Annotated in this window: 12 protein-coding genes; 7 read left to right on the forward strand and 5 right to left on the reverse strand. The window is 38.2% G+C overall.

Annotated features, from left to right (window positions below):
• Nucleotides 1-158: 158 nt before the first annotated feature.
• From D9K81_RS18395 to D9K81_RS05110, 3 genes are all read left to right on the forward strand, one after another.
• Nucleotides 159-317 carry a hypothetical protein gene (locus D9K81_RS18395; protein WP_171406877.1) on the forward strand — a complete coding sequence of 53 codons (159 nt, stop codon included), beginning with the start codon at nucleotides 159-161 and terminating at the stop codon, nucleotides 315-317.
• Nucleotides 318-690: 373 nt separating this feature from the next.
• On the forward strand, nucleotides 691-2319 hold the full coding sequence (locus D9K81_RS05105; RefSeq protein ID WP_120374097.1) for a long-chain-fatty-acid--CoA ligase: 1629 nt from the start codon (nucleotides 691-693) through the stop codon (nucleotides 2317-2319).
• A 396-nt stretch (nucleotides 2320-2715) separates the two neighbouring features.
• Nucleotides 2716-3603, forward strand: a complete 888-nt coding sequence (locus D9K81_RS05110) for a DMT family transporter (RefSeq protein ID WP_120374098.1) — start codon at nucleotides 2716-2718, stop codon at nucleotides 3601-3603.
• 194 nt (nucleotides 3604-3797) lie between these two features.
• Here D9K81_RS05110 and D9K81_RS05115 read toward each other — a convergent pair whose 3' ends face one another.
• Nucleotides 3798-4691 (reverse strand): DUF4198 domain-containing protein, encoded by an 894-nt coding sequence (locus D9K81_RS05115; RefSeq protein WP_120374099.1) that lies wholly within the window; start codon nucleotides 4689-4691, stop codon nucleotides 3798-3800.
• Between the two features lie 105 nt (nucleotides 4692-4796).
• On the opposite strand from D9K81_RS05115, the gene D9K81_RS05120 reads away from it, so the two are divergent.
• From D9K81_RS05120 to D9K81_RS05130, 3 genes are read left to right on the forward strand one after another with little or no spacing between them, the layout of a single operon-like run.
• Complete coding sequence (locus D9K81_RS05120; RefSeq protein ID WP_120374100.1) at nucleotides 4797-6353, forward strand: DUF2271 domain-containing protein; 1557 nt, start codon at nucleotides 4797-4799, stop codon at nucleotides 6351-6353.
• Between the two features lie 28 nt (nucleotides 6354-6381).
• Nucleotides 6382-6972: a PepSY-associated TM helix domain-containing protein gene (locus D9K81_RS05125; protein ID WP_120374101.1), complete on the forward strand. Its 591-nt coding sequence runs from the start codon at nucleotides 6382-6384 to the stop codon at nucleotides 6970-6972.
• A gap of 10 nt (nucleotides 6973-6982) precedes the next feature.
• The gene (locus D9K81_RS05130; protein ID WP_120374102.1) at nucleotides 6983-8458 is read left to right on the forward strand and encodes a flavodoxin domain-containing protein; all 1476 of its coding nucleotides are present in this window, start codon (nucleotides 6983-6985) and stop codon (nucleotides 8456-8458) included.
• A gap of 99 nt (nucleotides 8459-8557) precedes the next feature.
• Here the strand turns inward: D9K81_RS05130 and D9K81_RS05135 are convergent, their stop codons facing one another.
• Nucleotides 8558-8995, reverse strand: a complete 438-nt coding sequence (locus D9K81_RS05135) for a DUF2147 domain-containing protein (RefSeq protein ID WP_120374173.1) — start codon at nucleotides 8993-8995, stop codon at nucleotides 8558-8560.
• 640 nt (nucleotides 8996-9635) lie between these two features.
• On the opposite strand from D9K81_RS05135, the gene D9K81_RS05140 reads away from it, so the two are divergent.
• Nucleotides 9636-11333: an NAD-dependent malic enzyme gene (locus tag D9K81_RS05140; protein ID WP_120374103.1), complete on the forward strand. Its 1698-nt coding sequence runs from the start codon at nucleotides 9636-9638 to the stop codon at nucleotides 11331-11333.
• Nucleotides 11334-11407: 74 nt separating this feature from the next.
• Here the strand turns inward: D9K81_RS05140 and yddG are convergent, their stop codons facing one another.
• From yddG to D9K81_RS05155, 3 genes are all read right to left on the reverse strand, one after another.
• Complete coding sequence (gene yddG / locus D9K81_RS05145) at nucleotides 11408-12334, reverse strand: aromatic amino acid DMT transporter YddG (protein ID WP_120374104.1); 927 nt, start codon at nucleotides 12332-12334, stop codon at nucleotides 11408-11410.
• 201 nt (nucleotides 12335-12535) lie between these two features.
• Nucleotides 12536-13228: an LrgB family protein gene (locus D9K81_RS05150; RefSeq protein ID WP_120374105.1), complete on the reverse strand. Its 693-nt coding sequence runs from the start codon at nucleotides 13226-13228 to the stop codon at nucleotides 12536-12538.
• Between the two features lie 10 nt (nucleotides 13229-13238).
• Entirely contained in the window at nucleotides 13239-13667 is a 429-nt protein-coding gene (locus tag D9K81_RS05155; RefSeq protein WP_120374106.1) for a CidA/LrgA family protein, read from the reverse strand.
• Nucleotides 13668-13710: the final 43 nt, after the last annotated feature.

Below are 13710 nucleotides of genomic sequence, written 5' to 3' on the forward strand. Positions count from 1 at the left end.
ATAATTTAACTAAAATAACTCATTTTTAATAAATTTGAAGAAATTTAGCGCCAATTTACATTAACTGTTATATTTTTTTAATCTATTTCTGTATCTAGCCCAAAATAGCTGGGGCTTTCATAATGAATCATCACTTCATTGAAATTAAAGGTGAGTCCATGAACCAAAAGTCTCAAGATAAAGCACCGCAATATGCGGATAGTAGCCTTTCAGACAAGGCCTTTAAAAATATGATTATTTGGTTTGCTATTTATGCAGGTTTATTTTGCTTGGGTGTTGCTATTGCGGTAAATGCAGACAAAATTAATATGGGTTAAAGTATTCTTTCTTGCGGTTTTTATGATCTTAAGCCTTCCAAATTGTGTGCGATCCATTAAAAAAAGCTCAACAGTGTTGGGCTTTTTTAGATGCGTATTTTTTTGCTATTTTTTTACTCAATGAGATTTTCGGACATTAAATTGGTGGAAAAGATCATTTTCAATTCATCTATTCTAATTTAAAAATATTCAAGCAAATAAGCACTTGCACACTTTTGCAAAAAAGCTAGTCAAAAAGACTAAACTACGTTAAAAATAAAACAGTGCAAAATACATTGATGCTTATTTGCACTTTGAACTTGTATAAAAATACCGAAATATAAAACCCAATGATGGGCAAATGGAAATAACAACATAGCATAAGGAGCACGGCATGCTTGGAAATATGATGTTTCAGCCACTATTGATTAGTAGCATGATTGAACACGCTGGACGTTATCATGCGGACGGTTTAGTCATCTCAAAAAATACCGATTTAAGTATCACTGAAACAACATGGGGACAAATACACGATAACTCCAAACGCTTTGCCCAAGTTTTACAATCTTTTGGATTTGTATTAGGTGACCGTGTCGCGACGATTGCATGGAATAATCATCGTCATTTAGAGTCATGGTATGCCATTTCAGGAAGTGGTTTGGTCTGTCACACCATTAATCCACGACTTTTCCCAGAGCAATTGGTGTTTATTATTAATGATGCGGCAGATAAGGCATTGTTATTTGATAAAACATTTTTGCCATTAATTAAGGCAGTCAAGCCTTTACTCAAAAGTGTAGAGCATTACATTTGCTTAGATACACCTGATGATGCCGTACGCGAAGCCATTCCAGACGTTCTATTTTATGATGAGCTCATTGCAGGGTATTCAACTCAATTTCAATGGCCTGAGATTGACGAACTGAGTGCCAGTTCTTTGTGCTACACCTCTGGCACAACAGGTAATCCAAAAGGAGTGCTCTACAGCCATCGTTCAACGGTATTGCATAGCTACGCGATTAGTATGCCAGATTCCTTAAACATTTCTGCGCGTGATGTGATGATGCCAGTTGTACCCATGTTCCATGTGAATGCATGGGGAACACCTTATGCTGCAGCTATGGCAGGCTGTACCTTGGTATTGCCAGGGCCTGGGTTAGATGGCGCAAGTTTGGTGGGTTTAATTGATCGCTATAAAGTGAATGTTGCTTTAGGTGTACCAACCATTTGGCAAGGTCTGATTAACGCAGCGCAACAGTCAGGTAGTCAGCTAACAAGCTTGTCCCGCAACGTCGTCGGTGGTTCGGCTTGTCCTCCAGCGATGCTCAAAACATTTAAAGATCAGTTCAACTGTGAAACCATCCATGCTTGGGGCATGACGGAAACCAGTCCTTTAGGTTCTGCAAACCAATTTAAAGCTAAACATTTAGCTTTATCTGAAGAAGAAAAATTGCGAGTTCGTCTTTCTCAGGGACGTCCGCCATTTGGTGTCGATTTAAGAATTACCAATGAAGAAAATGGCACTGAAGAAGTCACCCGCGATGGTGAAACTACAGGTAATTTACAAATTAAAGGGCATTGGATTATCCAAAATTACTTTGGCAAAGAAAATAGTGCTTTAACTACTGATGGTTGGTTTGATACGGGCGATATTGCTACTTTAAATGAAGATGGCTATCTTAAAATTAGTGACCGCTCAAAAGATTTAATTAAGTCGGGTGGCGAATGGATTTCATCGGTAGATTTAGAAAATTTAGCTATGGGCCATCCTAAAATTGCCATGGCAGCCGTGATTGCCGCTGAGCATGAAAAGTGGGATGAACGTCCTATTCTAATTGCTATTAAAAAGCCTGATGTAGAGTTAAATGAATCTGATATTTTAGACTTTTATTCAGATAAAGTCGCAAAATGGCAAATTCCAGATAAAGTAATTTTTGTTGAGAGCATTCCACTGAGTGGAACTGGAAAAATGCTGAAAAAAGACTTACGTGAGCAGTTTGGTAAAGTGCTATTAAGTGCTTAAAAAGCATAAGATTCATGCAGTTGATTTAAGCTGGCAATGCTATACCGTTTGGTATGGCATTGTGTTTTATTGCAATTAAACATAATACCTATACAAGTAAATTTAGAAAAAATGATCTAAGCATAAATCATGAAAATTTCAGCTTAAGTTAAAATCTCAACATACAAAATTAGCAAATGCTAAGCATTGCATTGCAGATTACTGCTATTGCAGTTTATATAGATAACGACATTATTTGCTTGATTAAATAGTTGATTTTTTGTATGAGTAATAACGAGATTTTGAGTCATTAATAAAAAACTTGAATAGAAGAACTGACTACTTTAACTCGAAAATTAGTCCAAATAAGCGTAGATTAAAGCTTTGTCTTTAAGCATTCCTGTCATTGGAATAGTCATGTTCTCCAGCTGGATTCTTTTCACTTTAATGGCTGCATTTATGCAGTCTTGGCGCAACGCATTTCAAAAACAACTCAGCAGTACTGTAGATGTTTATGGCGTAACGCTGGCACGTTTCTTATTTGGTTTTCCTTTTGCAGCTGTATATATCTTTTGGTTGTACCAAACGCATCCCATCACTTTACATGCTGAATTTACCCCTAAATTTTGGCTCTATATCTTTTTTGCAGGAAGTAGCCAAATTTTAGCCACCATTTTAATGGTGATGTTATTCAAGCAAAAAAACTATGCAATTGGTGTTGGCTTAGCTAAAAGTGAAGCCATATTGGCGGCACTCATTAGTGTGGTATTTTTACAAGAATATCTCAGTTTTTTGGGCTGGATTGGCGTACTTATTGGTGGTCTAGCAGTATTTTTACTGAGCAAAGGTAGTGGATTAAAGAGCTTATCAATACCCACGCTTATCATTGGTATAGGAAGCGGTTTAAGTTTTGCGATTACATCGTTATTGGTCCGTGAGGCGAGTTTAGAGCTAAGTAGTTTGCCATTTTTACATCGTGCTTCGTGGGTATTACTCTGTGTAATTGGTTTTCAGTGCCTAAGCATGTTGTTGTATTTGAGTCTTTTTAGTCGAAAAACTTTAGTGGCAATGTTCAAGCGTCTTGGGCTTACATTTAAAGTGAGCGTTTGTAGCTTTTTAGCCTCACTAGGTTGGTTTACAGCAATGAGCATGCAGTCCGTTGCGATTGTTAAAACGCTAGGCCAAATAGAAGTGCTGTTTAGCTTACTTATTTCTGCCTTTTTCTTTAAAGAAAAGCTCGCCCGAACGGATCACTGGGGGCTTTTATTGGTCGTGATTGCTGCCATCATGGTCATTTGGGCTTAAATAAAATATTCGCTGATACAAAAAATGATTTGGGATCGACAGAGCGATTTTTAAATTTTCGTACAAAGCATATTAAATAGAAGTATGAATTACGCGGAGTTCATCATTTAATCGATTTGATTGTTTTTTAGCATAAAAAAGCACATCCTTTTCAGATGTGCTTTTAACATTACCATAAATGTGTGATAGGCAGATTATTCAGCAACTTCAACAGTCAAACCATAAGTGAAGTTTTCGCTGTTTGGTTTTTTGGTGTTGTCTGAATTTGCTTCTGGGTAAGATGCTGTAATTAGATAAATACCTGCTTTATCAAATTTAACTTCAAATTCACCTTTTTTATTGGTTACTACATGTGGTAATTCACGCTTTGCATTCGGCTCGTAAGTGCTCGCGCCTTTAAATACATCTACTTCTAAATCTGGTACTGCTTTACCATTAAATAGTACTTGTGCTTTAAGCGATTCACCAGAAAACAACTCATTTGGATGACTAATGAGTTTAACTTCAAATCCTTTGTTGGTCACTGCTGGAATTGCCGTAGGTTTGCCTTTGGTTACAAAGCTTTCAGCGATAAATGTATTTGTTGCTTCAATAATTTGTGCTTTTTCAGGCACCTGATCTGCAGCGATTACACGTGGCGGTTGAGCTGGTGTAGCAGTTGGTACTTTTGCTTGTTCTGGCACTTTTTGTGGAGCAGGATTAGCGGGTGCATTTTGTGGATTACGTACTGGACGTACACGTAACCAACGGCCATCTACAAGTGCATATTTGGTGCTATTACCTGTAGCATCTTGTGTACGAATACGATATGTACCTTCTGAAGGTAAATCGAACTCAGCAATACTAAAACGCTTCAAACTAGTCGCTGGATTAATCGCTACTGTTTTACCATCTGGATTTGTCACAACATAAGTTGTTTTGAAATTCATAGAGGGTGCAAAAAACTTTTCAATTGTAATCGCGCTTTGGAAGCTTACATTTGAAGATGTCGCATCAAAGGTGTCAGGCAGTAAAAAAGGGCTTGCTGTATGTGCATTTGCGAGTACAGGTAAAGATGCAACCAAGGCGATTTTCAACCAATTGTTCATTAAATTCTCCAGTTTAAAAATTATTTATCTTCAATGTGCGTTAATCTACTTGATAACCGTTATCAATATCAATAAGATGCTATAAAAATATTTTGGAGAGTCAGCATGCCATTCGCTGAGAGCAAAAAATTGCATAAAAAAGTGTTTAATCTAAGCCCACTGGTTATCGCACTTACCCTGATTTCTCCACTGCAGACCTACGCAACAGATCTGGTGCAAAGTCCACAACTGAATCAGCCAGATACGACGCAAACACATCGTTTTCATCGTGATTATGTATTAGGCACTTCATTGGATGTGGTCGTAACAGGCACCAATAAACAAGATGCAAAAATAGCTTTAGATGCAATTGAAGCCGAAATTGCACAATTAGATAAAAAGCTTTCAGTATGGCGCTCTGACAGCGAAATCTCAGCGTTAAATGAAAAAAAATCGGCGCAAATTTCGCCAGAATTATTTGAAGTGATAGCTGCATGTGAAGCATGGCGCGCAAAAAGCTGTGGTGCATTTGATGCACGTCTTGGCGAATTGATTGCAATGTGGGAAAAAGCCCAAGGTATTCAAGCAGTTGACGAATCAACTCGCGTAGCCATTACTAGCGAATTAATGAAACCTGATACAGTGACATTAGATGCTACACAGCAAACAGTAGCAATTCAACCTGCGGTCACATTTGCGCCAGATGCTTATGCAAAAGGTTATATTATTGACCGTGCAATGCTGGCAGCGCGTAGTAAAGTACCTCATATTGAAGGTTTGCTCATTGATATTGGTGGCGATATGCGTGTGTGGGGGAATGCACCGCAAAAGGATGGCTGGAGCATTGGCGTACAAGATGCATTTAATCACCACGATTTAGCCGTTCCATCAGAAGTTCTAAAATTACGCGACCATGCTGTTGCTTTTAGTGGTAAAGGCTATCGCGATGTGGCTGGTCAAAGTCATTTATTAAATCCAAATACAGGTTTGGCACTGCAACATGTTGAACAATGTGTGGTTGTTGGAGCGTGTGCTGCAGATGCAGATGCCCTAGCAACTGCTTTAGCTGGGATGTCACCTGAAGATGGTATGGCTTTAGTTGAAAGCCTAGTAGGTTACGAAGCAAAACTGACCATGAGTAATGGTGAATTTTATCAAAGCGCTGGTTGGAATTACCTATTACAAACCAACGTTAGCCCTGAAATGCTGACAGTTGCTTCAGGTGCATCCGCAAAATGGCCAGCAGGTTATCAAGCATTAATTGATTTAACCATTCCAAAAATTAATGTTGAAAAATATCGTATGCCTTATGTTTCTGTATGGGTAACGGATGAAAATAAAAAATTAGTCCGTACACTTGCAGTATGGGGTAAAGATGAGAAGTGGATTAATTCAAACTATGTATGGTGGCGCCGTTATGGCCGTCAAATGACCAATCTAGATGCAGTCGCTAAACCATCACGTCAACCTGGTAATTACAAATTGGCTTGGGATGGTAAGGATGATCATGGTAAGTCTGTAGCAGCAGGTAGCTATACTGTGCATATTGAAACCTCACGTGAGCACGGCGATCATAGCTACCAAACTCTGAATTTGGATGTTAAATCTAAAGCTTCAGCACAATCTTTGCCTGCTCAAACTGAAATTGGCGCAGTCAAAATGAGTTTCCAAAAAGCGCATTAATAGCGGATTGAGTTTAAGGTTTTAAACAGTGTACCAACGACGTGATTTTTACCGCCATGCACGCTATGTGCATGGCTGGCTTTCTGCATTTGCATTTATTGCACTTTTCTTTTTTGCACTAACTGGATTGTTTTTAAATAATCCAGATTGGTTCAAACCTGCACCAGAAGAAGCACCAGTTAAATTACAGCTACCCAATACTGTAAGCCAACAACTGCTTGATCAAGAAAACCCAAGTACTGCACTTTTAGATTACGTACGTGAACACAGTACTGTGGTTGGGCGTTATAAAAGTAGCGAAGTGATGGATGGTGAAGTGATGATCCGTCTAGAAAGTCCTGCTGGCGAAACTGATGTTTGGGCAATATTAGACACAGGCGAAGTAGAAGTCACATCAAAACCTGCATCAACGGTATCTCTCATTAATGATTTACACCGTGGTAAAAATGCGGGTACTGCGTGGAATTGGTTTATTGATGTCGCTTCAATCGTTATTTTATTATTGTCTGTAGCTGGCTTCATTTTATTTTTAAGTATCAAAACACGTTTGCTCACTCATTTGCTATTAACCGCAAGTAGTTTGGCTTTGTTTATCTTATTAATATGGACTGCAATTTAAGGACAGTGTGATGACTTCTGCAGTAGCACTGCTTCTTACAATTTTGGCGTGTTTGCTTTTACTTTGTTTGGTTTATATTTGCGTGTTGATTTACGGCCGATTTACACAGCAAAAAGTCGATCAAATCTACGATAAAACCTATTTACTCATCTATGCCAGTCAGTCTGGACATGCTGAAAATTACGCTAAACAAACTGCTGAACAGCTGGTAAAAGCAGGTCAGCACTGTGTTTGCCTAAATATTGAAGATCTTCAAGTTGAGCAACTGAAGCGAGCACATCAAAGTTTATGGTTTGTGAGCACTTATGGTGAAGGTGATGCACCAGATAGTGCGCAAGTTTTCCAGCACCAATTGACTTCGCAGCGTTTAGATTTGTCCCACCAAACTTTTGCAATACTCGCTTTTGGTGACCGTAGATACACGAACTTTTGCGCTTTTGGGCAGCGTTTGCAAGATTTGTTAATTGAGCAACATGCTCAGCCTTCCTTTGATTTAGTTTGTGTAGATCAATTGGCAGATGCAGATTTAAATACTTGGCAAACACAGTTGAGTCAGTTCACACAGCTTGAGTTGAGTCGGGTACCAACAAAAAAAGTTTGGACAGACATACAACTTAGTCAAAGAACTTTACTCAATGCTGGAAGTCAGGGCACAGGCTTATACTTTTTGAGCTTTAAGGTTGAACCAGGGCTTCAATGGCATGCAGGTGATATTGTTGAAATTCAATGTGCAAATAGCCAACAAGCCTTGGAAGAGTTTGTAAATCAACAGCCTCATTTAAATGCTTCACATATTGATGCACTACGATTTAAAAATTTGCGTACAGCTCCTGTATTTGTGAAGCAAGAACAGGAAGTTACGGGTTGGATTGATGCACTAAGTCATTTACCTCTGCGTGAATATTCAATTGCGAGTATTCCAGCGCAGGGTCATTTAGATTTAATTGTGCGTCAAGAAGTAGGACAACAAGGTTTAGGTTTAGGCTCTGGTCTATTAACTACGTCCTTGGCCATAGGTGAAAAACTGACAGCTTCCATACGTTCCAATCCAAATTTTCAGCTCAATACAAGTAATGAACCCTGCATTTTTATAGGCAATGGTTCTGGCTTAGCTGGATTAATGGCACATTTACAGCAACGTCAAGCTTTAGGGCATCAGCAAAATTGGCTCATTTTTGGTGAAAGACAACAACAATATGATGCTATTTGTACAGCTGAACTAAATGCCATAGAAAATGCAGGTTATTTACCCCAAATAGATCGGGTTTATTCTAGAGATGGGCTGGCGCTGGCTTATGTGCAAGATGTATTAGTTGCGAAGTCCGTACAATTGAAAGAATGGATTGAGCAGGGTGCAACTTTGTATATTTGTGGCAGTTTAATGGGTATGGCTCAGGGTGTAGAACAAGCCTTGATTGATATTATTGGAATTGAAGGCTTAACACAGTTAAAACAGCAACAGCGTTATAAACGAGATGTCTATTAATCTTTGTCTTTCTTAAAAATATACTCAGGCGTACGAGTAAAGCTCAAAATTTAGAATAAAAAAATGGCTCATAAGAGCCATTTTTTTATTGCGTATCTATTAGTTGGCACGAATCCAAGTTTGGCTACGCCCAAGAGCAGAGACACCGATATAACCGCGACCATTTAATGTTTGGCCATCATTTGAAAGTTTGGCATTAAAGCTATATGTCTTGCCATTTTTAGGGTCGGTAATTTTCCCGCCGTCATAGCTTTGCTTACCAGTATTTTTTAATCCAGTCACAATTTGAACACCTTTTAAGGGTTTATTGTGAAATTTACCTACGCATTTCGCGCAACTTTCAGCCTCACCAGGCGTTAATACATCTACAATTTTAGCGGTAAGCACACCATTAGGTGCTTCGCGGAATTCTACAATTGAGAGCGGTTTTTTGGTTTGATCATCAATCGTTTTCCATTTGGTACCGTGGAGTGGATCGGCCGCCAAAGCCATAACAGAAATTGCGGATAAACCAAGAAGAGTAGCTATTTTTTTTATCATCATTAAAACCTCATAGATTCCTTGAAAGTGACTACTGACCAACGCCATAGATATTGAGTTTTCACTCAAGCTCAAAATATAAGCGGTGGTGATGATAAGTCATGATGCTATTATTCAAAACAAAGTGGGATCAAATATGAATGTTTGACGTACTTGTGTGTAAGCTCTCTGCGAAACTTTTACATGTTGTGTAGTGATTGAGTAGCTTATATTAAAAATATTTAGCTTAAACATAAACTTAAATTTTTATGACGTTTTTTTGCCATTTCATTCTTTGCAATTTAATAAATGATAATAGCTAAAACAGATTAATCTATATTTATAATAAAAATGTTAATGTGTTATTTTTAAGCCAATCATAATAAAAAGATATCAATAAATGATTTTAAGAAAAATAATGAAAATGAGTCAAAAGTATTAAACTCCTTAAAACTAAAGGGTGTTGTGCTTTTTAAGTCAATGAGCATGTCTATAGAAAATCAATAACTAATATTCTGCGGTTAAATTAATGATAGATTGGTATTTATTTAATGAATGACAAAGCCACTTTGTTTTGCGCTATTCTATATGAATAAACTATAAAACCGCGATACTTTAACCCTCTGTCGTTAAAGTTGAATCAAAAGAGCTTTTTTTAATGTCTAGTACAGATCGAAATAAACGTCCCTTATACATTCCATACGCAGGAAATACCTTACTTGAGCTACCTTTGCTAAATAAAGGTTCAGCATTCTCAGAGCAGGAACGCGAAGCATTTAACTTACATGGTCTTATGCCACATGTAATTGAAAATATTGAAGAACAAAGTCAACGCTCATACCAGCAATATAGTTCATTTAGTGATCCAATCAATAAACATATTTATTTACGCAACATTCAAGACACCAATGAAACGCTGTTTTATCATTTGATTGAAAATCATTTAACAGAAATGATGCCGATCATTTATACCCCAACCGTAGGTGATGCTTGCCAACATTTCTCAGATATTTACCGTCGCCATCGCGGTGTTTTTATTTCATATCCAGACAGTGAGCATGTCGATCAGATTCTGCATAATGTAAATCGAAAAAATGTAAAGGTCATTGTGATTACGGATGGCGAACGTATTCTAGGTTTAGGCGACCAAGGGATTGGTGGCATGGGTATTCCAATTGGTAAATTATCTTTATATACCGCTTGTGGTGGTATTAGCCCAGCCTATACATTACCTATTACCTTAGACGTCGGAACCAACAACGAACAATTATTAAATGACCCACTATATATGGGTTTACGTCATCCACGTATTAGTGGCGATGAATATTATGCCTTTGTGGATAAAGTCATTCATGCCATTCAGCAGCGTTGGCCTGAAGCACTGATTCAATTTGAAGACTTCGCACAAAAAAATGCGATGCCTTTATTAGAAAAATACCGCGATAAAATTTGCTGTTTCAATGATGATATTCAAGGTACGGCGGCGGTTTCTGTTGGTAGTTTAATTGCAGCTTCACATGCTTCAAATAAACAATTGAAAGATCAACGCATTGCATTTTTAGGTGCTGGTTCTGCAGGTTGTGGTATTGCAGAGCAAATTATTGCACAAATGTGTGCTGAAGGTTTAACTGATGCTGAAGCGCGTCAGCGTGTATTTATGGTAGACCGTTTCGGTTTAATTACAGAAAATCAGCCCAATTTATTGAATTTTCAGCGTAAATTGGCACAAAAACCAGAACACATTGCACATTGGGCAAATGCAGATGAGATCATTTCGTTATTAGACGTTGTGAAACATGCTAAGCCGACCGTGCTCATTGGCGTATCAGGGCAGGCAGGGTTGTTTACTAAAGCAATTATTGAAACGATGGCTGCCAATTGTGAGAACCCAATAGTCTTGCCACTTTCAAATCCGACATCTCAGGTAGAAGCTGTTCCTGCTGATGTCATTCAATGGACTGAAGGGCGTGCATTGATTGCTACAGGTAGCCCATTTGCACCTGTAAATTATCATGATCAAATCTTTAATATTTCTCAGTGCAATAACTCTTATATTTTCCCTGGGATTGGCTTGGGCGTGATTGCATCACGTGCTAAGCGCGTAACAGATAATATGTTAATGGCGACCAGTAATGCTTTGGCTGAATGCTCACCAAAATTACAAGACCCTACAGCGGATTTATTGCCAAGCTTAGATCAGCTACAAGCTATTTCTAAAGTCATTGCTTTACGTGTTGCAAAAGCAGCCATGCAAGATGGTGTAGCACCCGTAGTGAGTGAAGAAGAAATTTTGGCTGCAATTGAAGCCAATTTTTGGACACCTGAATATCGTGACTATAAACGCGTGACTTACTAATTAATGTTTTAAACATGCTTTAGTGATTTTGAAGAGTTCACATAAAAACAGCCATGAAATCATGGCTGTTTTTTTTAGAGTGCTTTAAATTTAAAGTGTAGTTTGCGTTTTAAATCTGCCCAATTTGTCGAAATCCAACAGACGAAAGATCCTGCTGTGACTAAGATCGCACCATGCCAAAATTCATTTGACAGTACGGTATCTAAAATGAGCATAGACAGAAGTGATGAAAATAATGGGCTAAAATATGAGAGTGTGACTAATAAGGTGATATTGCCCTGAATAATTCCAATATTCCATGCGGCATAGCCCAGTGCTGTCACAATTGAAACCAGTAACATACATATACCTGTAGATAAACTAATCTCTGGAATTCCTTGAAAATCATGAAATAACAACATTTTTAGCCATAACACTACAGAAATAGCTAAGAAAAATAGCGCAATGGGATTGTGGCCTTGGCTATATTTTTTAGTAATTACACAATAAACCGACCATAAACTGGCACCAATAAATGCCAAAATATAGCTTGCAGGGTTTGATTGGATGTTTTGCATGACTGTAGCCCATGAAAACTCACCTGAACCCGCTTGCATCACTACAATGCCACCCAAGCTGATAGCCAGTCCAATCATGACAAAAATATTGAATTTAAGTTCTTTAAAAACAATTAATGCTGCGACCGTTAAGCTGGGCCATAAATAATTGACCAAACTCACTTCTATGGCTTGTTGTGCAGTTTGCGCTAAGGCAATAGCATAGGAAAAGCACAGTTCATAAACCAAAAATAGCAACGTTGCTGAAATTAAGTAAACCCGCGGAATTTCTTTTAATTTTGGAATACGGAATAGCAACAACAAAATGACCGTGCTGAAAGTGTACATAAAGGTCACTGCAAGGTCTGGCCCAATACTGAAACTGACTGTTTTTAATAAACCAACAATCGAAGACCATTGCAAAATGGCACTGAAACCGATGAGGGTAGCTAGATTTTTAGACATTGCATGCTCAAGACTGCGTGATGCACAAAATAATATGAAATTTAACCAAACAGTATACGCTGAATTGTAAATGACGGGATGATAAAACCTTTGATGGTTTTTATTGGATATAAATTGAAAGCGCTTTGCACTAGAAAGGAGAGCAATCACTGCAACCCACGAATGATAGGTTGCAGTTAAAATAAGTTCAATGAATGCTGATTAAAGCAAGGCAACAGTCCAGCGGATTAAAAATGGCCCCGCAAGTACCATAAATACGCCTGCAAGTACCATGGTTAAACAAGCAGCTACACCTTCTTCAGCATGACGTGAAAAAGCGTGACTTGTGCCAAAGCCATGTGCGGCATTTCCTAAAGATGCACCTTGTGCAAAGTGTGATTTCAGTTTTAGTCCAGCCAATACCATATCACCGAGCATTACACCTGCAGTCCCTGTAATCATCGTAAATACAATCACTAATTCAACAGAACCACCAATATTTGAAGTGAGCTCCATGGCAAAAGGTGTAGATATTGAACGCGCCATGAGACTGTAAGATGTCGCCGCATCAAATTGGAAAAGTTTTGCCAAATAAAACGAACTTACAATGCCCGCCAGCATACCTACAATAATGCCCAAACAAATAGCAAAGGCATGTTTTTGAATTAACTTTCGATATTCATAAATAGGTAAGGCAAAGGCCACAGTTGCAGGACCCAACATCCATATAAGCCATTTCGCATCTAGCATATAAGTTTCATAACTCACGCCACTCATCACCAATACAATGATGATGATGGTCGGAACAAAAATACCTGGTGCGAAAATAATAAGTGGATATTTTTTATAAAACTTTTTGCCCAGTAAATAGCCCACAATAGTGGCAATAAGACAAACAATTGAAACAGTGTTCATACGATCAACCTTATTTTCCTTGCTGTGGCTGTGCTTTTAAAGCACTGCGCTTGCTCGCCCAAGTCGCTTCCATTTTAAAACCCCATGCAACAGTGAGCGCTGTAATGGTCATAACAATTACGGTGCCAATGACGACACTTAATACCAGTTGCCAGCCTTGACTAATGAATAAGTCTTTATATTTCATAATGCCAACAACGCAAGGAATGAACAGCAACACCAATTCACCCAAAATAAAACTAGAACCAGCTTTAATCCAATCCAGCTTCATTACGCCAGACAGTAACGCTACTAAAACCAGAAGTAACCCAATTACGCCACCTGATACAGGTAAATTTAGCCACTGCTGAATACAAGCACCAAGCCACCAAATTGCAGTTAATAGCCCAAGTTGTAACGCAATAACAGAAATATGCTGAATTTTAGGTAAGTTAAACATAGAGAGCAGACTGTACTAAACAACTGATGGCTATTTTAAAATT

This window comes from Acinetobacter chengduensis (assembly GCF_003664645.1).
Taxonomy (GTDB): domain Bacteria; phylum Pseudomonadota; class Gammaproteobacteria; order Pseudomonadales; family Moraxellaceae; genus Acinetobacter; species Acinetobacter chengduensis.

What these genes read in the sequence shown, in the direction of transcription:
- D9K81_RS18395 (WP_171406877.1), top strand. Translation starts at nt 159, where the DNA reads ATGAACCAAAAGTCTCAAGATAAAGCACCGCAATATGCGGATAGTAGC.
- D9K81_RS05120 (WP_120374100.1), top strand. Translation starts at nt 4,797, where the DNA reads ATGCCATTCGCTGAGAGCAAAAAATTGCATAAAAAAGTGTTTAATCTA.
- yddG (WP_120374104.1), bottom strand. Translation starts at nt 12,334, where the DNA reads ATGTCTAAAAATCTAGCTACCCTCATCGGTTTCAGTGCCATTTTGCAA.
- D9K81_RS05115 (WP_120374099.1), bottom strand. Translation starts at nt 4,691, where the DNA reads ATGAACAATTGGTTGAAAATCGCCTTGGTTGCATCTTTACCTGTACTC.
- D9K81_RS05155 (WP_120374106.1), bottom strand. Translation starts at nt 13,667, where the DNA reads ATGTTTAACTTACCTAAAATTCAGCATATTTCTGTTATTGCGTTACAA.
- D9K81_RS05150 (WP_120374105.1), bottom strand. Translation starts at nt 13,228, where the DNA reads ATGAACACTGTTTCAATTGTTTGTCTTATTGCCACTATTGTGGGCTAT.
- D9K81_RS05105 (WP_120374097.1), top strand. Translation starts at nt 691, where the DNA reads ATGCTTGGAAATATGATGTTTCAGCCACTATTGATTAGTAGCATGATT.
- D9K81_RS05140 (WP_120374103.1), top strand. Translation starts at nt 9,636, where the DNA reads ATGTCTAGTACAGATCGAAATAAACGTCCCTTATACATTCCATACGCA.
- D9K81_RS05110 (WP_120374098.1), top strand. Translation starts at nt 2,716, where the DNA reads ATGTTCTCCAGCTGGATTCTTTTCACTTTAATGGCTGCATTTATGCAG.
- D9K81_RS05130 (WP_120374102.1), top strand. Translation starts at nt 6,983, where the DNA reads ATGACTTCTGCAGTAGCACTGCTTCTTACAATTTTGGCGTGTTTGCTT.